General features: G+C 34.9%; 23 protein-coding genes. 11 read left to right on the top strand and 12 right to left on the bottom strand.

Features of this window, described 5'->3' with window-relative positions; all coding sequences use genetic code 11:
* Window positions 1-4: 4 nt before the first annotated feature.
* A complete protein-coding gene (locus ABWO41_RS01910; protein WP_353132573.1) occupies window positions 5-223 on the top strand; it encodes a DUF6965 family protein in 219 nt (72 codons plus the stop codon).
* An 88-nt stretch (window positions 224-311) separates the two neighbouring features.
* On the opposite strand, the gene ABWO41_RS01905 is transcribed toward ABWO41_RS01910, so the two are convergent.
* Window positions 312-1562 (bottom strand): ABC transporter permease, encoded by a 1251-nt coding sequence (locus ABWO41_RS01905; RefSeq protein WP_353132570.1) that lies wholly within the window; start codon window positions 1560-1562, stop codon window positions 312-314.
* Between the two features lie 160 nt (window positions 1563-1722).
* On the opposite strand from ABWO41_RS01905, the gene queA reads away from it, so the two are divergent.
* The 3 genes from queA to ABWO41_RS01890 all read left to right on the top strand — a co-directional run bounded on the left by queA (window position 1723) and on the right by ABWO41_RS01890 (window position 3922).
* Entirely contained in the window at window positions 1723-2772 is a 1050-nt protein-coding gene (gene queA / locus ABWO41_RS01900) for a tRNA preQ1(34) S-adenosylmethionine ribosyltransferase-isomerase QueA (protein ID WP_353132567.1), read from the top strand.
* Window positions 2773-2853: 81 nt separating this feature from the next.
* Complete coding sequence (locus ABWO41_RS01895) at window positions 2854-3555, top strand: 2-C-methyl-D-erythritol 4-phosphate cytidylyltransferase (RefSeq protein WP_353132564.1); 702 nt, start codon at window positions 2854-2856, stop codon at window positions 3553-3555.
* The gene (locus ABWO41_RS01890; protein WP_353132561.1) at window positions 3542-3922 is read left to right on the top strand and encodes a hypothetical protein; all 381 of its coding nucleotides are present in this window, start codon (window positions 3542-3544) and stop codon (window positions 3920-3922) included. The genes ABWO41_RS01895 and ABWO41_RS01890 overlap by 14 nt, the downstream gene beginning before the upstream one ends.
* A gap of 64 nt (window positions 3923-3986) precedes the next feature.
* On the opposite strand, the gene ABWO41_RS01885 is transcribed toward ABWO41_RS01890, so the two are convergent.
* From ABWO41_RS01885 to ABWO41_RS01860, 6 genes are all read right to left on the bottom strand, one after another.
* Window positions 3987-4136, bottom strand: a complete 150-nt coding sequence (locus tag ABWO41_RS01885) for a lmo0937 family membrane protein (RefSeq protein WP_353132558.1) — start codon at window positions 4134-4136, stop codon at window positions 3987-3989.
* Window positions 4137-4338: 202 nt separating this feature from the next.
* Window positions 4339-5532 carry an enoyl-ACP reductase FabV gene (gene fabV / locus ABWO41_RS01880; RefSeq protein WP_353132555.1) on the bottom strand — a complete coding sequence of 398 codons (1194 nt, stop codon included), beginning with the start codon at window positions 5530-5532 and terminating at the stop codon, window positions 4339-4341.
* A gap of 125 nt (window positions 5533-5657) precedes the next feature.
* A complete protein-coding gene (locus ABWO41_RS01875; RefSeq protein WP_353132552.1) occupies window positions 5658-6569 on the bottom strand; it encodes a ribonuclease Z in 912 nt (303 codons plus the stop codon).
* Between the two features lie 30 nt (window positions 6570-6599).
* A complete protein-coding gene (locus ABWO41_RS01870; protein WP_353132549.1) occupies window positions 6600-6977 on the bottom strand; it encodes an STAS domain-containing protein in 378 nt (125 codons plus the stop codon).
* A 75-nt stretch (window positions 6978-7052) separates the two neighbouring features.
* On the bottom strand, window positions 7053-8000 hold the full coding sequence (locus tag ABWO41_RS01865; RefSeq protein ID WP_353132546.1) for a phosphoribosylaminoimidazolesuccinocarboxamide synthase: 948 nt from the start codon (window positions 7998-8000) through the stop codon (window positions 7053-7055).
* Window positions 8001-8070: 70 nt separating this feature from the next.
* Window positions 8071-9027: a PhoH family protein gene (locus ABWO41_RS01860; RefSeq protein WP_353132543.1), complete on the bottom strand. Its 957-nt coding sequence runs from the start codon at window positions 9025-9027 to the stop codon at window positions 8071-8073.
* Between the two features lie 103 nt (window positions 9028-9130).
* On the opposite strand from ABWO41_RS01860, the gene ABWO41_RS01855 reads away from it, so the two are divergent.
* Window positions 9131-9907 (top strand): SAM hydrolase/SAM-dependent halogenase family protein, encoded by a 777-nt coding sequence (locus ABWO41_RS01855; protein ID WP_353132540.1) that lies wholly within the window; start codon window positions 9131-9133, stop codon window positions 9905-9907.
* A gap of 80 nt (window positions 9908-9987) precedes the next feature.
* Here the strand turns inward: ABWO41_RS01855 and guaB are convergent, their stop codons facing one another.
* The 3 genes from guaB to ABWO41_RS01840 form a co-directional block, all read right to left on the bottom strand.
* Entirely contained in the window at window positions 9988-11457 is a 1470-nt protein-coding gene (guaB, locus tag ABWO41_RS01850) for an IMP dehydrogenase (RefSeq protein WP_353132537.1), read from the bottom strand.
* A 138-nt stretch (window positions 11458-11595) separates the two neighbouring features.
* Window positions 11596-12867, bottom strand: coding sequence for a M16 family metallopeptidase (locus tag ABWO41_RS01845; protein ID WP_353132534.1), 1272 nt, complete (start codon window positions 12865-12867; stop codon window positions 11596-11598).
* Window positions 12857-14101, bottom strand: coding sequence for a M16 family metallopeptidase (locus ABWO41_RS01840; protein ID WP_353132531.1), 1245 nt, complete (start codon window positions 14099-14101; stop codon window positions 12857-12859). Before ABWO41_RS01840 ends, ABWO41_RS01845 begins: the two co-directional genes overlap by 11 nt.
* A gap of 131 nt (window positions 14102-14232) precedes the next feature.
* Here ABWO41_RS01840 and ABWO41_RS01835 point away from each other — a divergent pair, with 131 nt between their 5' ends.
* The 5 genes from ABWO41_RS01835 to ABWO41_RS01815 all read left to right on the top strand — a co-directional run bounded on the left by ABWO41_RS01835 (window position 14233) and on the right by ABWO41_RS01815 (window position 18473).
* A complete protein-coding gene (locus tag ABWO41_RS01835) occupies window positions 14233-15177 on the top strand; it encodes a M23 family metallopeptidase (protein WP_353132528.1) in 945 nt (314 codons plus the stop codon).
* Window positions 15178-15269: 92 nt separating this feature from the next.
* Entirely contained in the window at window positions 15270-16391 is a 1122-nt protein-coding gene (gene mqnC, locus ABWO41_RS01830) for a cyclic dehypoxanthinyl futalosine synthase (RefSeq protein ID WP_353132525.1), read from the top strand.
* A gap of 11 nt (window positions 16392-16402) precedes the next feature.
* Window positions 16403-16960, top strand: coding sequence for an SMC-Scp complex subunit ScpB (gene scpB / locus ABWO41_RS01825; RefSeq protein ID WP_353132522.1), 558 nt, complete (start codon window positions 16403-16405; stop codon window positions 16958-16960).
* Window positions 16961-17084: 124 nt separating this feature from the next.
* Window positions 17085-17273: a hypothetical protein gene (locus tag ABWO41_RS01820; RefSeq protein ID WP_353132520.1), complete on the top strand. Its 189-nt coding sequence runs from the start codon at window positions 17085-17087 to the stop codon at window positions 17271-17273.
* A gap of 81 nt (window positions 17274-17354) precedes the next feature.
* Window positions 17355-18473: a GNAT family N-acetyltransferase gene (locus tag ABWO41_RS01815; protein ID WP_353132517.1), complete on the top strand. Its 1119-nt coding sequence runs from the start codon at window positions 17355-17357 to the stop codon at window positions 18471-18473.
* Between the two features lie 16 nt (window positions 18474-18489).
* Here the strand turns inward: ABWO41_RS01815 and ABWO41_RS01810 are convergent, their stop codons facing one another.
* Complete coding sequence (locus ABWO41_RS01810) at window positions 18490-19086, bottom strand: DUF502 domain-containing protein (protein ID WP_353132514.1); 597 nt, start codon at window positions 19084-19086, stop codon at window positions 18490-18492.
* A 117-nt stretch (window positions 19087-19203) separates the two neighbouring features.
* A complete protein-coding gene (locus ABWO41_RS01805) occupies window positions 19204-21660 on the bottom strand; it encodes a bifunctional UDP-N-acetylmuramoyl-tripeptide:D-alanyl-D-alanine ligase/alanine racemase (RefSeq protein WP_353132511.1) in 2457 nt (818 codons plus the stop codon).
* 48 nt (window positions 21661-21708) lie between these two features.
* On the opposite strand from ABWO41_RS01805, the gene ABWO41_RS01800 reads away from it, so the two are divergent.
* Window positions 21709-22194, top strand: a complete 486-nt coding sequence (locus ABWO41_RS01800; RefSeq protein ID WP_353132508.1) for a regulatory protein RecX — start codon at window positions 21709-21711, stop codon at window positions 22192-22194.
* The last annotated feature ends 144 nt before the right edge of the window (window positions 22195-22338 follow it).

The following is a 22338-nucleotide window of genomic DNA, read 5'->3' as shown; positions in this document are numbered from 1 at the left end:
CATTATGACACCAGAAGAATTAGCAGAAATTAAAGCTTATTTTGCAAGCAGAGAAGTCCCTGAAACTTTACAATATAACGATTGTACGTTTATGACAGATGTTAGAAAGGCCATTAATGCTGATATTATTGTTCTGGAACGTTTTGGTTTTAAATCTACTTTTTCTGCACCATGGGAACGTCTGGTTAATATCAGAAAAATGCTGGAGGAAAATGAGGGGTGAATTATTAATGATCAGTGTTGAATGCTTAATGTATATCATGACTTTAAAATTAAACACTAATCATTTAACATTAAGCATTCAAATTAACTTACTTCGCTCGGATTGCCTCGACCGGATTTAATTTTGATGCAGTATAAGCCGGCCAGAATCCTGAAATTACACCTATAATAACAGAGATGCTTATACCACGGATAATATTCGCAGCATTTAAGATAATTTTAAAATCGAAAAATACAGCACTTATCTGAGTTATGGCGAATACAAAAAGCAACCCCAGAACTCCTCCGATTAATGAAAGTGCAATAGATTCGAACAGAAATTGCAGTAGAATAAAATAGTTTCTTGCTCCCAATGATTTTTGGATTCCTATAATATTGGTACGTTCTTTCACGGAAACAAACATAATATTGGCAATTCCAAAACCACCTACAAGAATGGAGAAGCCTCCGATAATCCATCCCGCAATATTAATAATGATAAACATCTGGTCTAACTGCTCAGAAAGAATAGTACTTTTATTCAATGCAAAATCATCTTCCTGACTCGGTCGCAGTTTTCTTATTGACCGCATGGTTCCCCTAAGCTCATCTTCCAATTGGTTTATATTAAGGTTCTCTTTCCCCCGGATAGTTATCTGAGGAGAATACCTGTCACTTCTGATATCTATTAAATTTCTGGCAAAATTTAAAGGAAGAACCACATGGTTGTCAAAAGACATTCCCAGCATATCTTCGCCTTCTTTCTTCAAAACCCCTATTATCTGAACGTTTCTTCCCATGAGCTTGATACTTTTACCAACCGGCTCCTGATTTGGGAAAAGGCCGTTTGCAATTTCGGCGCCAATAATGGCCAGTGCATTGCCAGATTTAGATTCTGTTTCGGTAAAATAGCGACCTTCACTAAAATCAAAAGTCCATGTCTTATCTGCATCGTGAGAAACTGCTATAATATTAGCACCGTCTATAGAATTACTTTGATACTTAAGTGTTTTATTTGCAATGTTTAGTTCGAAAGAAATCCCGTCAATATCATTTAATCTCTCTTGTAGTAACCCTGCCTCTTCCAGTTTAGCTTCTGGCCTTTGCATATATTTCCACCAGGGATATTCCCCAAAACCGCCCCAGGGCCATTTCTGAATAAAAATGGTTTTTGTTCCCAATTTATCTACGCTTTCCTGCAGTTTACCTCTAAAAGTATCTACCATTGCAAATACAGAAATGATGGTGATAATACCAATAGTTATTCCTAAAAGAGATAAGAACGTCCGGGTTTTATTTTGTCTTAGCGCATCGTAAGCAAAATTTAAACTTTCTTTAAACAGTTTAAGAAAAAGCACCATAAGCTTAAGACATTAAAAAGCGATTAGTGTTACATTAAATACAAACTAAAATAGCCTAAGATTTATATTCCTGCAATGGAATTTCTGTATTTACAAAGGCTTGATGTTTTGTAAATATAATTTCATAACTTTGCACTCCAAAATATTTTGTCTAAAACATATGAAATTATCACAGTTTAAATTCCATTTACCAGATTCTTTGATAGCTCACTATCCAGCTGAATCACGCGACGAATCCCGTTTAATGGTTTTACATAAAGATACTGGAGAAATTGAGCATAAATTATTTAAAGATGTTCTTGGTTATTTTGATGACAAGGATGTGATGATTTTAAATAATACAAAAGTATTCCCTGCCCGTCTGTATGGAAATAAAGAGAAAACAGGTGCTACAATAGAGGTTTTCTTATTAAGAGAGTTAAATAAAGAATTAAGATTGTGGGACGTTTTGGTAGATCCTGCAAGAAAAATCAGAGTTGGCAATAAACTATATTTTGGTGATGATGACTTGCTGGTAGCCGAAGTTGTAGATAACACTACTTCAAGAGGAAGAACTATCAGATTCTTATTTGATGGTACTGATGAAGAATTCCGCCAAAACATTGAAATATTAGGAGAAACTCCACTTCCAAAATACATAAAACGTAAACCAACCGCCGAAGATAAAGAGCGTTACCAAACTATTTTCGCTAAAAACGAAGGTGCTGTTGCTGCCCCAACTGCTGGTCTTCATTTCAGCAGAGAGCTAATGAAAAGATTGGAATTAAAAGGAGTTGAGTTTGCAGAAGTTACCCTGCATGTTGGCCTGGGAACTTTCAGACAAGTTGAGGTTGAAGATTTAACCAAACACAAAATGGATTCTGAGCAATTCATTATCGCTGAGAAAGATGCCAATGTTGTAAATAAAGCGATTGAAGAAAAAAGAAGGATTTGTGCGGTAGGTACTACAGTGATGAGAGCTGTCGAATCTGCTGTATCTGCAAGCCGTACTTTGAAGCCTATGAACGACTGGACTTCCAAGTTTATTTTCCCGCCATACGATTTTAGTATTGCAAACAGCATGATCACTAATTTCCATACTCCGGAATCAACGTTATTAATGATGGTTTCTGCTTTCGGTGGATATGAACATGTAATGAACGCGTATGAGATAGCTGTTAAGGAAAAATACAGATTCTATAGCTATGGCGATGCCATGCTAATCATATAACAAAAGTTTTAAGTTAGTTTTAAGCCTGTTCTTTTTAGAGCAGGCTTTTTCTTTTTAGAACTAATTCCCCTATTTTTGAAAATGTCTAATCCATATTTTGCGATTATAGTAGCCGGAGGCTCTGGTAAGAGAATGAATAGCGCTGTTCCCAAACAGTTTCTTTTACTTAATGGGAAACCTGTTATTATGCACACTATACAAAAGTTCTATTTATCTTCTTATCAACCTCGTATAGTCCTTGTCTTATCGCAAGCTGATCAGGCATTGTGGAAAGGTTTAATTAAAGAATTTAATTTTTCTATACCTCATGAAATTGTGGACGGAGGAAACGAACGATTTTTTTCTGTTAAAAATGGATTAGATTTTATTGATACGTTTATTGACGAAAAAGAAAAAGCAATTGTTGCCATTCACGACGCCGTAAGGCCATTGGTGTCTGTTGATACGATAGACAGGTGTTTTAAGTACACAGCGTCTAAGGGAAATGCAGTCGCTGCTGTGGCCTCGAAAGACTCTGTAAGAATAAAAAATAGCGAAGGAAATATGGCTATTCCAAGAGAAAGTGTTTATTTAATTCAAACACCGCAAGTATTTAATTATAAAAGCATTAAAAACTCTTATTTAAAGGATTATAATAGTAATTTTACTGATGATGCTTCCGTTCTTGAGGCCAGCGGTTATTCAATATTTATAGTAGAAGGAGATCAGTTTAATATTAAAATTACATTTCCGGAAGATATTATATTTGCAGAAGCACTTTTAAAAAACCATGAAAGAATATAAGCTTCCTTTTAGTTTTTATCTGGCAAACGGAATTATCGGTATTGCCGTATACTTATCGTACCACTTATTCTCTACCCATTTTTTTATTGCGCTACAACCTTATTTTCTTATTCTGTTTTTTATTACTTATACTTTCATTGTTTTCAAAAAAACGCAATCGCTTAAAATAACAAAATATCTCCCTGTTCTACTAGTATACATGTTACTATTTTCGGGAATATTGTTATATGAATATCTGAAAGGTAGGGGTTCTCAGTTTTGGTTATATGAGTTGGTTATTCAATTAAGTGTGACAGGTACGTCTTTGCTAATTGGTTACGGAATCGTTTATATTCTTTTTAGGATAAAGGAACTAAAAAAACAGTAAATAAAAAAGAGAATATCTCTTTTACTTGTCCTTAGACGAGTATAGAGATATTCTCTTTTTTAATCTATGCTCCTCGGATAACTCTTAGCAATACTGCTATAATAGCGATTACCAATAAAATATGAATTAATCCTCCACCGAAAGGTGTAACAAATGCTCCCAAAATCCAAATTATTACTAGAATAACTGCGATCAAATAAAGTAAGTTTCCCATAGTTAAGTAAATTTAATTAGATGATTATAGTTTATTTATTAATCTACTTAACCCATATCTAAAACCAAGCCAATTTTTCTAATATTGCAGATGCCAGAAATATATTAAGTAAAAATCAGCAGTTTATATTTTATATCATTAAAACATTAGAAATAAAAAAAGCGCCCTAAAGGCGCCTGTATATTAGTTTTAATAAAATATACTATTGTTGTAAGTTAGGAATATCTACTATTTCATTTACATCTTTCTCGTAATCTATTCCAGGAACCTCGAAACCAAAAAGATTAAAGAAATCTGTTCTATATCCTGCAAGGTCGCCTATTTGAGAAAGATTCTCTGTAGTTGCCTCTTCCCATAATTTCGCAACTTCTTCCTGAACATCGGCTCTCATTTCCCAATCGTCTATTCTGATCCGGCCTTTTTCGTCTACAGGAACATCGTTGCCGTTATAAAGACGATCTTTGAATAAACGCCCTATTTGCTCTATACAGCCTTCGTGTATTCCTTTTGCCTTCATGACTTTGAACAATAGAGACATATAAAGCGGAATTACAGGAATAGCCGAACTTGCCTGTGTAACCAAAGCTTTATTAACAGAAACATAAGCTTCGCCGTTGATATCTTTTAAACTGTCTGCTATTGTAAACGCTGTAGCTTCTAAATCATCTTTAGCTCTACCAATGGTACCTTTACGGTAAACAGCCTCTGTTAAAGTTGGACCAATATAAGAATAGGCTACAGTTTTAGCTCCGTCTGCCAATACTCCGGCTTCTTTCATAGCATCTATCCACATTTTCCAATCCTCTCCTCCCATTACCGCTATGGTATTCGCTATTTCTTCTTCATTTGCCGGACTTATTGATACCGTTGTTATATTGCCTGTATGGAAATCGACAGTTTTATTGCTAAAATCTCTGCCTATAGGTTTTAATACAGAGTTATAAGTTACGCCTGTTACGGGGTGTGTTCTTCTTGGTGACGCCAAGCTGTATATAACAAGGTCTACCTGACCCAGATCTTGTTTAATTAAATCTATTGTTTGCTGCTTGATTTCGTTAGAAAATGCATCTCCATTGATGCTTTTTGCATACAAGCCTTCTTCAAGAGCATATTTTTCAAATGCTGCTGAGTTATACCAACCTGGTGATGCTGGTTTTCCTTCTGCAGCTGGCTTTTCAAAAAACACTCCAATGGTAGCGGCTCCAGACCCGAAAGCAGCTGTAATTCTGGATGCCAGGCCAAAGCCTGTTGAAGCACCAATTACCAAAACTTTTTTTGCACCATTTACAGTACCTAAACTTTTTATGTAGTTAATCTGATTAAGGACATTACGATCGCAACCTTCCGGATGTGATGTTAGACAGATAAAACCTCTGGTTCTTGGAACAATAATCATGAAATATCTTTTTTATTTACAATATTAAAAAATTCAAATTCAATTGAGGGGCAAATCTACTCTATTTTAAGATAAATGAGACTAAAAACTGTTAATTTAAACAGATTAAACTGACTAACAACACATTAAATCTCAAAAGTTTCGCCCTGTTTAGCTATATATGTTTCTTCAAAAACGGTTCTTGCTTCTGCCAACAAGGGCGCAAGATCTTTATATCGGGCAGAAAAGTGTCCAATTAAAAGCGTCTTTGCTCCTACATTCTTCGCGATTGTTGCTGCTTCTGATGCGGTTGTATGGTGGGTTTCTTTCGCTCTATCCAACATGTCATGCATAAACGTGGCTTCATGATATAATGTATCTATTTTGGTCAGATACTTTATGTAACCATCATCCATCAGTGTATCTGAACAATAGGCATAAGACCGGGGTACATCCGGATCTGTTGTTAAATCTATAGCTTTATAAGTCTTTCCGCTTTTATCTACGTAATCTATTCCCTTCTTAATTAAAGGATAATACTCTGCAGGTATATTTAAGGGTTCTACCTTTTCTTTTAGAATCTTCCTCAGTCTTTGTTTTTCTCTGAAAATAAAGCCTGTACAAGGAATTCTGTGATTTAAAGGAATGGTCTCTACAGTGTAATCACGCGTTTCGTAAATAAGACCTGTATTGTTTGGGTCCAGAGCAACAAACTCCAATTCGAAGGCTAACCTTGTATCGGAATACTTCAGCTGGATCTGCAATATTTCCAATAAATTTTTCGGACCAAAAAGCTTTAAGGGTCTGGTTCTTCCATTTAAATTCATAGAAGATATCAAACCAATTAAACCAAAGAAATGATCGCCATGCAGATGGCTGATAAAGATATGATGAATCCTGTTGTACTTTATTCCATAAAGTAACAATTGTTGCTGTGTCCCCTCCCCACAATCAATCATGAGCAGAGACTCATTGATATTCAGGATTTGTGAGGTTGGGTTTCTGTTAAAGATAGGCGTAGCAGAGCTATTCCCCAGAATCGTAACCTCAAACTTCATATATAGACTTATTTACAATATAAAAAATGGTTAAGGATTTTCTTTATTCAGTTCTTTCTCTATCTCTTCCATAAAGATAATGTCTATGGCTTCCTCAACCTTAGGAACAACTGTAATAATGTTGTCTAACTGAGATATTGCCAGCAACCTGGAAACTGCATCACTTAAACCAGTTAAGACAAAAGTTCCATCAGAATTTTTACATAATCTATGTCCTACTAGAATACTGCTCAAACCAGATGAATCTACATATTTCACCTCAGACATATCCAATATAATATTCCTTTGTCCCTCTGTATTCGTTAAGATCAGTTCTGATTTCAATTGAGGAGAAACCAAAGTATTTAATTTGGGTTCATCAAGTTTAATCAGAACATATTTTTCATGTTTGTCGACAGAAAACTTCATACGGTTTGGATTTATTGCAAAATACGAAATTTATGTTTAAATAAACAAAATATCAATCATACCATTTAAGCACATTTATTGCAACATTTTTAAGGCTGCGTTTATATTAGATTCTACCCTTTTATACACATCTGAAGTATTGGCTTTCAGGAATTTTTCTCCTGTTATTTTCTCATATAGCTCTATATATCTTTCGGAGATAGACTCGACTCTTTCTTCATTCATTTCCGGTACCTGTTGTCCGTCTTTACCCTGAAAACCATTTTCTATAAGCCACCTTCTTACAAATTCTTTTGATAATTGCTTCTGTGGCTCACCTTTTTTCTGCAATTCATCGTATCCCTCCTTATAGAAATACCTCGAAGAATCTGGCGTATGAATTTCATCTATAAGATAAATTACTCCATCAGCTTTTCCAAACTCATATTTTGTGTCTACCAGAATCAGCCCTTGTTCAGACGCAATTTCTGTTCCTCTTTGATAAAGTTTCCTTGTATATTCTTCTAATTTTGTATAATCTGTTTCGGATACTATTCCTTTTTTAAGTATTTCTTCTCTGGATATATCTTCGTCATGACCTACTGCGGCTTTAGTAGTTGGTGTGATTATCGGTTCCGGAAGTTTATCGTTTTCTTTAAGTCCTTCCGGCAATTTAACACCACATAATTCCCTCTTACCTGCAGCATATTCCCTTGCTAAATGTCCTGCCAGATAACCTCTGATAACCATTTCTACTTTAAAAGGTTCGCATATTCGTCCTATTGTGACATTTTCATCGGGTACAGCTATTACCCAGTTAGGAACTATATCTTTTGTTTCGTTTAAAAATTTTGCTGCTATCTGGTTTAAAACCTGCCCTTTATAAGGTATAGGTTCTGGCAGAACTACATCAAACGCAGAAATCCTGTCACTTACCACCATTACCAAATATTTATCTTTAATCGTATAAACATCTCTTACTTTCCCTTTATAAAATTTTGTTTGTCCGGGAAAATTGAAATTTGTTTCTTTTATCGCTTTCATCTATTGTTAAACTCTTGATGAACTATAATTAATGTTTAAAAGTCTGTGTAATACATTTGTCTGCAGAAACTTACTGAATGTCTCCGTAAGCTTCAAGTATCCGCTTAACCAACTTGTGCCTTACCACATCTTCTCCGCTTAAATAAATAATACCTATTCCTTTTATTCCTTCTAAAATTCTTAAGGCATTGAATAAACCAGATTGTTGCTTTTTAGGTAAATCTATCTGGGTAACGTCGCCAGTTACTATAAATTTTGCAGTTGGCCCCATACGTGTCAGGAACATTTTTAATTGCATGTCTGTAGCATTCTGTGCCTCATCTAAAATTACAAAACAATTATCTAATGTCCTTCCCCTCATAAATGCTAAAGGAGCAATTTCAATTGTCCGGTTTTCTATATACGTTTTCAGACGTTCTGCGGGAAGCATATCATCCAAAGCGTCATAAAGCGGTCTTAAATAAGGGTCTACCTTTTCTTTCAGGTCACCGGGTAAAAATCCCAGATTTTCTCCAGCCTCAACTGCAGGTCGGGTTAAAATGATTCTTTTTACCTCCTTATTCTTAAGTGCTCTTACTGCTAATGCTACAGCAGTATACGTTTTTCCGGTACCCGCCGGACCGATAGCAAATAATATATCGTTTTCATTAATACTGGTCACCATTTTTCTTTGGTTAGCCGTACGGGCTTTCACCAACAGGCCATTTTGACCAAAAACGATGACTTCGGAAGATCCTTTATTGCCAGACTCGGTCTCTTCTACGCGTTTTACAGCATCTTCTCCCAATATATTCTCTATATCGCCGGTCGACAGATTCTGATATTTATCTAAATGCTTTATAATCGAGGTGATTTTTTGATTAAATTTTATGAGTTCATTTTCGTCTCCTAAAGCCTTTAATTCTTCGCCCCTTGCAACTATTTTTATTTTTGGAAATGAACGCTTTATCAGTTCAAAGTATTCATTATTTGGTCCCCATAATATAAGAGGATTTACTGTTTCTAAGGTAATTTTAAGTTCGTTCAAGCTCTACTTTTTAATGTTTTGAGTATGTTATGTAAATTAAAAACTTAATTTTGCGCTACTCGTTCTTGTAATGCAAGAATAAGAATAAATATTCACAAATTTAATGGCAATTATTACTTTAACCACAGATTTAGGGTATAAAGATTTTTACCAAGCGGCATTAAAAGGCAGTATCTTAAGTACTTTGCCTCATGTGAATATTATTGATATTACGCATGAAATACAAGCCTTTAATATTTCGAGGGCTGCATTTATTTTAAAGAACTGTTTTTCTTATTTTCCAAAAAATACGGTCCATTTAATTGGAATTGATACGGTTTACAGCGAGTATAACAAATATATTGCCGTAAAATACAGAGACCATTATTTTGTCGGTTCTGATAATGGAATATTTTCTTTGATATTTGATGAGGAACCTCAGGAAATTGTTGAAATTAATATTATGCAGGATTTAAAATTTTTGCATTTTCCTTTGGCTGATATTTTTGTGAAAGCTGCCTGCCATTTGGCTGCCGGAGGTGCTCTTAAAGAGATAGGCATACCAACCGATAAAGTGGAGGAAAGGGTGAACTTACACCCTATTGTTGAGCCAGATCAGATTAAAGGCAGTGTTATTTTTGTAGATTCTTTCCAGAATGTTGTAACCAACGTAACCAAAAATTTATTTACAAAGGTACAACAAGGACGAAACTTTACACTTTCTTTCAGAAGAAACGAAACAATCAATCAACTAAGCTGGCACTATAACGAAGTTCCGGAAGGTGAAAAACTTTGTTTATTTGGTATATCGGATCATTTAGAAATTGCCATTAATAAGGGGAATGCAAGCGGGTTGCTAGGCCTGAATATCGGAGATATCGTTCGGATAGATTTTCAGTAAAAGTATATCAACAAAAAACGCAGGGTTACGTATAAGAATGAATCTCTTTGTAATCCTGCGTCTTCTGATTTTAGTATTTACTATCTACTGTAGTTAGGTGCTTCTTTAGTAATCGTAATTCCGTGTGGATGAGATTCTCTTATTCCCGAAGCAGTAATTCTTACAAATTGTGCCTTTTGTAATGCAGGAATATCTTTTGCTCCACAGTATCCCATACTAGCTCTGAGACCTCCTATATATTGATGCATAACTTCTGCCAAAGTTCCTTTATAAGGTACTCTTCCGACAATACCTTCTGGTACTAATTTTTTAATATCGGCTTCTACATCCTGAAAATATCTGTCTTTAGAACCTTGCTCCATAGCTTCTACAGATCCCATTCCTCTATACGATTTGAATTTTCTCCCTTCATAAATAATGGTTTCTCCGGGAGCTTCTTCAACACCTGCAAAAAGTGAACCTGCCATAATAGTACTTGCTCCTGCAGCAATCGCTTTGGCTATATCTCCGGTTTGTTTGATACCACCATCGGCAATTAAGGGAATTCCTGTTCCTTCCAAAGCTTTAGCAACTTCATAAACTGCATATAGCTGAGGAACGCCCACACCTGCAATAATTCTGGTTGTACAAATGGAACCAGGACCTATTCCTACTTTTACGGCATCTGCTCCTGCCTCTACCAAAGCCTTAGCAGCTGCTCCAGTCGCAATATTTCCAGCGATTACGTCTACTTGCGGAAATTTCGCTTTTACTTCTTTTAGCTTATCTATTACCCCTTTGGAATGACCGTGTGCTGTATCTATTGTGATTACATCAACTCCGGCTTTCACCAAAGCTTCAACACGTTCCAATGTATCTGTTGTTACACCCACTGCTGCGCCAACTCTAAGTCTCCCGTGTTCGTCTTTACATGCGGATGGATAGTTTTTAAACTTTTGGATGTCTTTAAAAGTAATCAATCCTGATAAAGTTCCATCTTCGCGAACAACCGGCAATTTTTCTATTTTATAATCCTGAAGAATAGATTCCGCTTCTTTTAAGGTTGTACCTTCCGGAGCTGTTATCAGGTTTTCTTTCGTCATGACGTCAGAAACTAAAATGTTTAAATCTTTTTGGAAGCGTAAATCACGATTGGTAACGATACCAACTAATTTGTTATTATCTGAAACAATTGGGATTCCTCCTATCTGGAATTCTTTCATCATTTTGAAAGCTTCTCCTACCGTTGCCTTTTGCGATAAAGTAACCGGATCCTGGATCATTCCACTTTCTGACCGTTTAACTTTTCTTACTTCGGCAGCCTGAGCTTCTATGGTCATATTCTTATGAAGAAAGCCTATACCTCCTGTTTGTGCGATTGCGATAGCTAAATTGGCATCTGTAACAGTATCCATTGCTGCAGAGACAATAGGAACATTTAAGCGAATGTTTCTTGTTAAGAATGTAGAAGTATCAACTTCTCTTGGTAAAACTTCTGAATAAGCCGGAACTAATAGAACATCATCGTAAGTTAATCCTTCGGCTATAAATTTATGTGGATCTAATTGCATAGCAAATAAATTAAGGGTCTTTATTTGCGATACAAAATTACGATTTTATCCTAAAACAAAAAAATAATTTGTCATTTGAGGGAAATAAAACAAAAACTTCAAGTGGTTTCACCGAATAATGAAACCACTTAAAATAAACTAATACTTCCCAACAACAACCTTAATAAAGTCGTCAAATACAAGGTATTTATTGGCAAGAGCTTTAAGCTCTTCAGAAGTCAAGTGTTTGATAGTTTGGATTTGCCTCTCTAAGTGACTATAATCCAATCCGTAGAAATAGATATTTTTAAACTTATCTGCATGAGAAAAAATATTCTCTAAGCTTCCCAAAATACTTCCGATAAAATAGTTTTTCACCAGTTTTAATTCTTCCTCTGGTATAAGTTCTGTTTTCAGAATATTAATTTCTTTTTCTATCTCTTCAAATGTATTTCTGCAAACATCCGCTCCTACTTCCGAGGCAATAAAAAAAGTTCCGGTATTTTCTAAGGATATATTAGCAGCGCCTATTCCATAAGTATAACCTTTATCTTCCCTGATATTCGACATCAATCTGCTGCCAAAATATCCACCTAAAACGGTTGTTAAGAGCTGCATACCAAAGAAATCCGGATGCGTTCTATTTACTGTTTTTATACCTAGTCTTATAGCTGACTGTAATGCCTGGTCTTTTTCTACCAGTTCGAATTTCGATTTCACTTCAGGGATGTCAAAGTTATTTTCTTCAAAATGCGCTTCATTTGTCCATCCGCCAAAAAGGCTGTCCAACATAGTTAATACAGTATTATCTACTTTCCCTGCGATAACGATAGTACAATTTTTGGGATGATAAGCCTTTTTATAGTAAGCCATAAGTTCCTCTCGGTTTACTTTATCAAAATCTTCCAATTCGGCAGTATATCCATATAAAGTATCACCAAATACTAATTTATTGAATGTCTTTTTAGCCAGAAAGTCGTTCTTTTCTAAAGAAACCTTCATTCTTTGCTTATGCGTATTCAATAGCGTATCTAATTCTTTTTGCGGAAAGTTCGAATTAAATAGTATATCCTGTATAATAGGCAAAGTACTGCCAAGATGTCTATTTAAGCTATATAAAGTTACAGAAGACCGATCGAAACCAGATTCAGCCTGAAAAAAAGCACCATAAAAATCAATTTTATCTGCTATCTCTCCAGCTGTTAAATTGTGGGTCCCTTCGCTTAACATCGAATTGGTTATACTTCCGGATAGTGGTTCAGAAGCGTCCCAATTCACATTTTTAAAAATAAACTCGACTCTGACTAAATTTTGCTCCCCTCCGTTTAAAATAAAAACCGGTATTCCGTTTTTAAGTCTTTTTTCTTCGGCATGGACAAAATGTATATTTTCTACTTCTTTAAATAAAGGTGCCTCTTTTCTATTTAGCATTGTTTGACAGATAATATAAGGTTGTGGACTTTTCTTTTTGAAACATAAACCGAGAAATATCCATAATATCTTCTCTAGTGACTTTTTGATATTTCTCTATTTCTTCATTTAAATCATTGGCATTTCCCAATAGTTCGTAAAATGCCAGATTCATTGCTTTATCCAGCAAGCTCATTTCTGCAAATTCAAATGTAGATTCGTATTTATTCTTCACTTTTATTAACTCGTCTTCTAACACGATTTCTTCCTTTAGTCGCGTTAATTCCTGCCAGATGGCATTATCTGCATCTTCCGGGTTAACATTCTCGTTTAACCTACCTTCTATGACGAACATTCCGGTATCTATACTGCCGTAATTGTATGCATTAATGTCTGAAAACAGCTGTTTTTCTTTAACTAGTTGCCTATACAGCCTGGAAGATTTACCCTGTGAAAGAATATCTGATATTAAATCGTAAACCGGGTATTTTTCATCTGCCTTACCAACCATTTTAAAGACTTTATAAATGGCATTCAATGGAACGTCTGCATAAACTGTTTCTCTAACCTCTTCGGTCTGTTCGTCTTCATGAGGTAAATTTCTTAGGTACTTAGTTCCGGGTTCTATTGGTTCAAACCATTTCTCTGCCAGCCTTTTAACCTCCGTCATTTCCACATCTCCTCCAACTATTAATATGGCGTTCTGCGGATTATAATGTTTTTTAAAGAACGCTTTAACGTCTTCCATTTTCGCGTCCTCGATGTGTGAGAGTTCCTTACCAATAGTAGCCCATCTATAAGGATGATTTTTATAAACCAGGGGTCTCAACTTTAACCATACATCGCCATAAGGCTGGTTTAAGTACCTCTGTTTAAATTCTTCGCAAACTACATTCCTTTGTACTTCCAGACTCTTTTCAGAAAAAGCCAGACTTAGCATTCTGTCCGATTCTAACCAAAAAGCAGTTTCTAAATTAGCAGCAGGTAATGTGATATAGTAATTTGTAATGTCGTTACTGGTAAAAGCATTATTTTCACCACCAACTCTTTGTAAAGGTTCATCGTAAGAAGGGATATTTACAGAACCTCCAAACATCAAGTGCTCAAATAAATGCGCAAAACCTGTTTTGTCTTCTTGTTCATCGCGGGCTCCAACATCGTACAGTATATTTAATACTGCCATTGGCGTATTGTGATCTTCATGGACTAAAACACGTAGTCCATTTTTCAATACAAATTTTTCGTATTTCAACATATTAATTTGGTGGGATCTTATAATCTTGTTTCCAAAATTAGGGTTTTAAAACTAAATAGCTTTAATTGTCTACCACAAGAAACAAAAACATCTTTAAAAAACAATATATTTACAACAAAATAATTTAAAACATGAGACCTAAACCAATTTTATCACTGTTGTTAATATTTACTACTCTTTATACATTCGCACAGCGAGATCTGGAAATTAGCATTGAGAGAAATAGTGATCAAAGTGTTGATTTTAATTATATTAAAAATAAACACGGGATGTATATAGTGAAAGTGAAACTAAACGAGCTTGCCAATTCTTCTTCTATGCATGAAGAATATGAAACGGTTGCTCTTAATCCAACTGGAACGCTTCTTAAACTTAAACCTTCCGATAACACCTTACCAATAACTTTTAAAACTTACTCCTACCAGTATATGCTGGGATCTACCGCTAAAGTAGACACAAATTTTGTTTATGCCCTGCCGCTACCTTCCAACACAGAATATTTTGTAAGGAATGCAGGTTTAGTGACGAGCTCTATTATAGGAGAAAAAACACCAGATTACTTTAAATCATTCAAATTCAGAACTCAAGAGTCTACAGATATATTAGCAATTAGAAAAGGGACTGTGATTGAAATATTGGATAAGTATGAAGTAACACCAGATACAAAGTTTAGTTATAAAAGCGCTATAAACAAAATTGTTGTTCAGCATCAAGATGGCTCGCTTGCAGTATATAACGGCTTTATGAAAGGAACGGTAAAGGTTAAAGAGGGCGATACTGTTTATCCGCAGAGTAAGTTGGCTAGTTCTGTAAAATACAATGATAGCGATAAGTCTTATACTTTTTCGGTAAGAGTTATTTATCCGAAAGACAGACCTTTTGATATTCCAGTCCCGACTACATTAAAGGAATCTATAGATAATCCCAGATACAATTATGTTAACATAAAATTCTTTTATGGAGACAATACCCCTACTAAAGATTACAAAAACTCTCTTAAGGTACCAGAATTATCCAAAGATATAGTGCAAAAAGAATTTAGTAAAAAGGAGCTCAAAAAGTTGGCAGCTAAATAAAATCCGGAAAAATAAAGACCTACTGCTGAAAGCGTCTCTTTTTTACAAGTTATAGATAAAGAAATAGCTCAAAATAGAGTACTTTTGTTCATATGAATATTCTGGAACTACTTAATCGGGCCCTAAATTTCGAGTTTTTAAGCTTGGAGGAGGGAATGCACCTTTATCATCATGCCAGTACTGCTGAACTGATGTATGTAGCCAACGAACTTAGGAAAATACAAGTCCCTCACGGAAAAGTAACCTGGCAAATAGATAGAAATGTAAACACGACCAACGTTTGTATTGCTAATTGTAAGTTTTGCAATTTTTTCAGAAGACCGGGACATGAAGAAAGCTATATTACAGATATAGAAACCTATAAGAAGAAAATAGAAGAAACATTTCTTTATGGTGGTGATCAACTCCTTTTACAGGGTGGTCATCATCCTGATTTAGGTCTTCAATTCTATGTAGATCTATTTAAACAACTAAAGGAATTATATCCGACTTTAAGATTACACGCTCTCGGCCCTCCGGAAATTGCACACGTTTGTAAGCTTGAAGGCATGAGTCACTATGATGTATTAAAAGCCCTGAAGGAAGCTGGTTTAGATTCTTTACCGGGTGCAGGTGCTGAAATTTTAAATGATCGGGTCAGAAGATTGATTTCTAAAGGAAAATGTGGTGGTCAGGAATGGCTGGATGTTATGAGAGCGGCTCATAAATTAAATATAGCTACTTCTGCAACTATGATGTTTGGCCATATAGAAACTATAGAAGAGCGTTTTGAGCATTTGGTCTGGATCAGACAAGTTCAGTCAGAGAAACCAGAGGGACATTACGGATTTACAGCCTTTATACCATGGCCGTTTCAAGATGATGGCACCTTACTGAAAAAAGTTCGTGGTATTAGCAACAATGTTACCGGTGACGAATATTTACGCATGATTGCATTGAGCCGGATTATGCTTCCAAACATAAAAAACATTCAGGCCTCGTGGCTTACCGTTGGAAAAAATGTAGCACAGCTTTGTTTACATGCTGGAGCAAATGATTTTGGCTCTATTATGATTGAAGAAAATGTGGTAAGTGCTGCCGGTGCCCCGCATAGGTTTACTTCTAATGGAATACAAGATGCTATAAAAGAAGCTGGTTTCGAGCCTCAATTACGAAATCAGTTGTACGAATGGAGAAACGTAGATCATTTAGTTCAGCAAGAAATCAATTATTAAAGTTCTGAAAAATGGTTGAACAATATATTGAGGCTTTAATTTTTGCTTCGGATACCAGTTTAAGATTAGAAGAAATTGCTATTTGTTTACAAACAGCAACCAGTGAGGACATTTCGGACGATGAAATTGAGCAGTATTTGCTAAATATTGGTAGTAAATATGCTGATGACAGATTCGCCATAGAGCTGGTAAAAACTGGCGGTGGATATCAATTTTTAACGAAAAAAAATATGCAACCAATTATACAACAATTGCATATTCAGCGTTCTAAGAAAAAATTGAGTCAGGCTTCGTTAGAAACACTATCTATCATTGCCTACAGACAGCCTATTACTAAACTGGAGATCGAGCAGATAAGAGGTGTTAATTGCGACTATACGATACAAAAGCTGCTGGAAAAAGACTTTATAACGATTCAGGGTAAAGCCGAAGGACCGGGAAGGCCAATTTTATACGGACTTAGTGAATATTTTTTAGATTATTTCGGAATTAATTCAGTTTTAGATCTGCCTCAATTAAAGGATATTGAAAATGTGGATCAAATAGAAATAGGAGAAAAAGCAGAATAATTTTAAAATCATTTTTTAGATATGGATTTTCCTCCTATTTTTGACATATAGATTTTTGGTTGATTCGCTCACCATAATCATTATAATGAACATTTAGGAATAAAAAAGAAGTAAAATTACGTTAATGAAAACTCCCAAAAAACCAACTAAGAGTGAAAAACCATTGGACGATTCTTCTGAAGAATCTTTGAGCAAGTCTAAAGGAAAAAGCAATTTCGATGATGAGGATGACGATCTTGACTTTCCTATTGATGACCTGGGGCTGAGTGATGGATTCGGAAGTGATTTTGATGATGACGACGATGATTATTAATCATTAACATTCTCTAAAATATCCAGAAAAAGCATTCATTTTGTGAATGCTTTTTCACTTTAAATGCCAAGATAACATCAAATGAAAATAAAGGAAGTTCTTTCAACAAAAGATATCAAGCAGTTCCTAGAAGTTTCTAGAATTATTTATGCCAATGACAAAATGTGGGTTTGCCCACTGGATATAGATATTGAAGCGGTTTTTTCTTCCAAAAAAAACAGTTTTCATCAACATGGTAAAGCTACCAGATGGATACTTTTTGATGATAACGGTAAACTAATTGGCAGAATTGCTGCTTTTATTAACTATAAAAAAGCACACAGCTTTGAGAAAGCCACTGGAGGTATTGGCTTTGTAGAATGTATAGATAATGAAGCGGCTTTCACATTATTATTTGACACAGCAAAAAAATGGCTTCAAAATCACGGGATGGAAGCTATGATGGGCCCCATAAATTTTGGAGAAAATGATAGTTTTTGGGGACTTTTAATTGACGGCTTTACGCATCCTTCTTTTGGAATGAACTATCACAAGCCTTATTATAAAAAACATTTCGACAACTATGGTTTTAAAACCATGTACGAGCAAATAACCAACCACCTAGACGTAAACAAACCTTTTCCTGAACGTTTTACCAAAATTGCAAAGTGGGTAAGCCAAAAAGATGGATATACTTTTGAACATTATGACGATCAGAAGTTTAATAAGTTTGCCCATGATTTTATGGAAATTTATAACGATGCCTGGAAAGATTTCGACAACTTCTCTCCTATTAAACTCGAAACCGTTATTGAATCTTTTCAGAAAATGAAGCTCATTATGGATCCCAAACTAATTTGGTTTGCTTATGTTAATGACGAACCGGCATCATTTATCATTATACTTCCGGATGCCAATCAAATGATTAAACCTCTTAAAGGAAAACTAGGCTTTATAGAAAAACTTCGCTTTTTATACTACAGATATAAAGGTGCTACCAGAATGCGGGCTATTGTAATGGGAACTAAAGAAAAATTCCAAAAACATGGACTGGAATCTGCCTTATTTATTAAATTGAAAGAATATGTTTTGCCCTTAAACCAATATCAGGAACTTGAACTTTCATGGGTGGGAGATTTCAACGATAAAATGCTGGCTATACATGAAGCAACAGGAGCAGATTTCGGAAAGAAACATGCTACTATGCTATGTACTTTTTAGTAAAATTTTCCTTTACTTAATTTTGTATTGAGGTAACTCCTCCCGAAACAATAAACTTCATAGCCTGAGCCGAGGACACATTTAAAGGTTTCACCTGTTCCTTTTTAACTATTATCAATTCTCCCGCAAATGAATAAGACCAGGGGAAATATACTGCAACTTCATCTTCCAAACCTATAATTTTCAGGTCCTTCTGAGTTAAAAAGCCTATCTTTTTAATACCATCTTTCAGTTCTACCAATACAGGTTCGTTTAGTTTTTTCTCGTCGCCAACAAATGCTTCTGTAATATCTTTCACAGAAGAATATAAAAATCTTAGAATAGGTACTTTGTTGATTTGCCTGTTTATCCATGCATTAATAGGGTCGGTAATAAATAATGTTGCTACTATTCCTGCTGTAAAAACCACAACAATAACAGACAAAATACCTAATCCCGGAATGTAAAGTGGCTTTCCGGTTTCAGGATTAACCAAAAAACTATCGCTAAAATTCAGGAATGAATCTAAAGTAGAAAACCCCCAAAAAAGTAAAAAGAGCGCGCCTCCAATAGGCAAGAGCAACAATAAACCTTTTATACAATATCTGATAAAAGCATTAAAAATCCTTTTCATAATTTCTTCTTTTTTGCTTTACTGCAAAGTTTTAAGTCTGAGATCAAATTCTCCGTAGATAGTGACTAGTAAATCTGGAGTTACCAATTTACTATTCCAACTAATGGCCAATTCCTATTATTCATAATAATAAATCCGTTTCACCCTTTGAGACACACTTGTTAATATTTCGTATGGAATTGTATTTAATTTTTCTGCCAGTTTGTATAATCTTTTTTGAGAATCGAATACAATGACTTCATCGCCTTCTTTAACATTCTTGCCGGAAATATTAAGCATACACATATCCATACAAATATTTCCTATGGTAAAAACTTCTTCCCCATTTATAAACATACTGCCAGCGCCATTCCCCAAAGCTCGTAAAAATCCGTCTGCATAACCAATCTTGACTGTCGCTATCTGCCCATCCTCTGGCATTACACCTCTTCTGCCGTAACCTATCGTCTCTCCTCTTTTCAGATTTTTAACTTGAGAAACTGTAGTTTTGAGTACCGCCACCTGTTCCAAATTTTCATCGTCTTCAGAAAAATTGTCTACACCATACAGGCCAATACCTAGTCTCACCATGTCAAACTGGGCTTCAGGCCACTTGGTAATGGCCGATGTATTGCTAATATGTTTAATAAATGGATAACCTAACTCTTGTTCCAAAGAGTCGGTAAAACTTTTAATAATTTCAATTTGCTGTCTTGTAAAATCGTCATGAGCTGCAGATTCGCTGGCTACGAAGTGTGAAAATACCGATTGAATCCGAATCGTCTTTCTACCTTTTAAAAATTTCACAGTATCGTCTAAATCTTCGGGCATAAATCCCAATCTATGCATCCCTGTATCTAGTTTTAGATGAACAGGATACGCTGTTACATTTATACTCTGCAAATAATTACTGAAGGCTTCTAAAGTTGAATGGCTAAAAATTTCGGGTTCTAATTGATGTTTAACTATTGCTTCTAAAGATGAAATCTCTGGACTTAAAACCATAATTGGAAGTGTTATCCCATTCTGTCTTAAAGTAACCCCTTCGTCTGCATAAGCAACAGCCAGATAATCTACATGGTTGAACTGCAATAAGTTTGCAACCTCAAAACTGCCGCTTCCGTAACCAAAAGCTTTAACCATTGCCATTAATTTCACCTTTGGCTTTAATTTAGAACGATAATAGTTTAAGTTATGTTCCATGGCATTCAGGTTAATTTCCAGAACAGTTTCGTGGACCTGTTGGCTAAGTATACTGCTTATCTTTTCAAATCCGAATTTTCTGGCGCCTTTTAATAGAATGGTTTCATTTCTAAAGTTTGATGGATTGAAGCCGCTAATAAACGAAACTGTATCTAAATAAAATATGCTGTCTGGATTGAAATATTTCTGGTATTTAGATATTTCTTCTCCTATGCCTATTAGTCTGTTTACACCTTTCGATTTTAGAAGTTTAGCTACATTTTCATATAAGTTTCTTCCATCTAATCCGGATTGCTGGATATCAGACAGAATCAAAGTTTTTTTATCGTGTTGCTGTTGATGATTTAAAAAATCCAATGCAATTTCCAGTGATGATAAGTCTGAATTATATGAATCGTCAATTATAGAAGTATTATTAATGCCGCTTTTTAACTCTAAACGCATTTTTACTGCATGCAGTTTAGCTATCTTATTCGTAATTTCATCTGTTTCATATCCCAAAACAAATAAAGTGAGTATACAGGTTATGGCATTTTCTAAAGAAGCTCTGTCTTTAAAAGGCACCTGTATCTGGATAGTGTTATTCTTATAAATTATATCTACCAGCATTCCACCATCATTTAAATGATAATCTTTAATATATAAATCAGCAGTTTTATCATCATAGCTCCAGGTGTAGAGTTGGGAGCTTAAGGAAGCATATTTGGCGAAAGAAGTATTACAGATAAGCTTCTTTACATTTTTGAAGAGCTTAAATTTCTCTGCTATTTTCTCTTCCTGAGAAGAGAAACCTTCATCATGAGAGGAACCAATATTTGTGAATACGCCTATATCGGGTCGTATAATAGCTTCAAGCTTTTCCATTTCTTCAGGCAGAGAAATTCCAGCTTCAAATATCCCCAGATCATATACATTACTCATTTTCCACACAGAAAGCGGAACCCCTATTTGCGAGTTATAACTTTTTGGACTACGTACTATAGTAAACTTATAAGCCAACAACTGATAAAGCCACTCCTTTACAATTGTTTTCCCATTACTACCCGTAATTCCGATAACAGGAAAGCTAAATTTAGACCTGTGTATCCGGGCTAAAACCTGTAACGATTTTAAAGGATCTGTGGAATATAAAAAATTGCCTTCCGGATATTCGCTGATATCAAAATTAATGTCGTAATAAACAAAAGAACGAACCCCATTTCTATATAGTTCTTTTATGTATTGATGTGCATTTTTTCGCCCTTTCAACACAAAAAACAAAGCATTCTTCGCTTCCGTAATTTTCCTGCTATCAGTTAGTAATTGATGAATAACCTGATTTGGAGAAGATATAGATGATTTTTCGCTGATTAAATGTGCAATATGCTCGATACTATAGGTAAATTCATTCATGATGCACAAATTTGGATATAATTAGTGAAATACACTAATTTTAGCAGAATGTTAAATAAAAAAAACATTAAGGTCTATTCTTATACCGAGGCGAAAAATAAAGCAGAAACTTACTGTGCTTATCAGGAAAGAAGTCAACAGGAAGTCCGGGATAAATTATATAAATTGAACTTGCATACATCGCAAGTTGAAGAACTTATTGCCTATCTGATTGAAAATAATTTTTTGAATGAATCCAGATTTGCAAATGCTTACGTATCTGGTAAATTCCGAATAAAAAAATGGGGTCGGAAAAAGATAAAACAAGGGCTTAAATTAAAAGGAATTCCGGAAACTATAATTAAAAAAGCTTTTGCTCAAATCGTGGAAGAAGACTATCTAGAAGTTTTGCAGGAATTAATTAAGAAGAAGCATGCAGAATTGGGTTTCAAAAAAGATGTTCATACTAAAAATAAATTATATAATTATGCTTTTTCAAAGGGATACGAAAGCAATTTAATCTTTTTGACATTGAATAATAATGAGTTAGATTAAATGTAATGTTTTTTTATTTTTTACTCTTGCAAAATGTTTTTTTCTATCTATATTTGCACTCCCGCAAACGGGGAACGGTCTTTAAAATATGCGAAAGTAGCTCAGTTGGTAGAGCACAACCTTGCCAAGGTTGGGGTCGCGAGT

The sequence above is a fragment of the Pseudopedobacter sp. genome (assembly GCF_040392825.1).
Taxonomy (GTDB): Bacteria; Bacteroidota; Bacteroidia; order Sphingobacteriales; family Sphingobacteriaceae; genus Pseudopedobacter.
The sequence above is the reverse complement of the archived record's forward strand: the minus strand, read 5'-3'. Positions and strand labels throughout refer to the sequence as shown.

Excerpts from the sequence above, each read along its gene's own strand:
- ABWO41_RS01910 (WP_353132573.1), top strand. The coding sequence starts at position 5 with ATGACACCAGAAGAATTAGCAGAAATTAAAGCTTATTTTGCAAGCAGA.
- ABWO41_RS01905 (WP_353132570.1), bottom strand. The coding sequence starts at position 1,562 with ATGGTGCTTTTTCTTAAACTGTTTAAAGAAAGTTTAAATTTTGCTTAC.
- queA (WP_353132567.1), top strand. The coding sequence starts at position 1,723 with ATGAAATTATCACAGTTTAAATTCCATTTACCAGATTCTTTGATAGCT.
- ABWO41_RS01895 (WP_353132564.1), top strand. The coding sequence starts at position 2,854 with ATGTCTAATCCATATTTTGCGATTATAGTAGCCGGAGGCTCTGGTAAG.
- ABWO41_RS01890 (WP_353132561.1), top strand. The coding sequence starts at position 3,542 with ATGAAAGAATATAAGCTTCCTTTTAGTTTTTATCTGGCAAACGGAATT.
- ABWO41_RS01885 (WP_353132558.1), bottom strand. The coding sequence starts at position 4,136 with ATGGGAAACTTACTTTATTTGATCGCAGTTATTCTAGTAATAATTTGG.
- fabV (WP_353132555.1), bottom strand. The coding sequence starts at position 5,532 with ATGATTATTGTTCCAAGAACCAGAGGTTTTATCTGTCTAACATCACAT.
- ABWO41_RS01875 (WP_353132552.1), bottom strand. The coding sequence starts at position 6,569 with ATGAAGTTTGAGGTTACGATTCTGGGGAATAGCTCTGCTACGCCTATC.
- ABWO41_RS01870 (WP_353132549.1), bottom strand. The coding sequence starts at position 6,977 with ATGAAGTTTTCTGTCGACAAACATGAAAAATATGTTCTGATTAAACTT.
- ABWO41_RS01865 (WP_353132546.1), bottom strand. The coding sequence starts at position 8,000 with ATGAAAGCGATAAAAGAAACAAATTTCAATTTTCCCGGACAAACAAAA.
- ABWO41_RS01855 (WP_353132540.1), top strand. The coding sequence starts at position 9,131 with ATGGCAATTATTACTTTAACCACAGATTTAGGGTATAAAGATTTTTAC.
- guaB (WP_353132537.1), bottom strand. The coding sequence starts at position 11,457 with ATGCAATTAGATCCACATAAATTTATAGCCGAAGGATTAACTTACGAT.
- ABWO41_RS01845 (WP_353132534.1), bottom strand. The coding sequence starts at position 12,867 with ATGCTAAATAGAAAAGAGGCACCTTTATTTAAAGAAGTAGAAAATATA.
- ABWO41_RS01840 (WP_353132531.1), bottom strand. The coding sequence starts at position 14,101 with ATGTTGAAATACGAAAAATTTGTATTGAAAAATGGACTACGTGTTTTA.
- ABWO41_RS01835 (WP_353132528.1), top strand. The coding sequence starts at position 14,233 with ATGAGACCTAAACCAATTTTATCACTGTTGTTAATATTTACTACTCTT.
- mqnC (WP_353132525.1), top strand. The coding sequence starts at position 15,270 with ATGAATATTCTGGAACTACTTAATCGGGCCCTAAATTTCGAGTTTTTA.
- scpB (WP_353132522.1), top strand. The coding sequence starts at position 16,403 with ATGGTTGAACAATATATTGAGGCTTTAATTTTTGCTTCGGATACCAGT.
- ABWO41_RS01820 (WP_353132520.1), top strand. The coding sequence starts at position 17,085 with ATGAAAACTCCCAAAAAACCAACTAAGAGTGAAAAACCATTGGACGAT.
- ABWO41_RS01815 (WP_353132517.1), top strand. The coding sequence starts at position 17,355 with ATGAAAATAAAGGAAGTTCTTTCAACAAAAGATATCAAGCAGTTCCTA.
- ABWO41_RS01810 (WP_353132514.1), bottom strand. The coding sequence starts at position 19,086 with ATGAAAAGGATTTTTAATGCTTTTATCAGATATTGTATAAAAGGTTTA.
- ABWO41_RS01805 (WP_353132511.1), bottom strand. The coding sequence starts at position 21,660 with ATGAATGAATTTACCTATAGTATCGAGCATATTGCACATTTAATCAGC.
- ABWO41_RS01800 (WP_353132508.1), top strand. The coding sequence starts at position 21,709 with ATGTTAAATAAAAAAAACATTAAGGTCTATTCTTATACCGAGGCGAAA.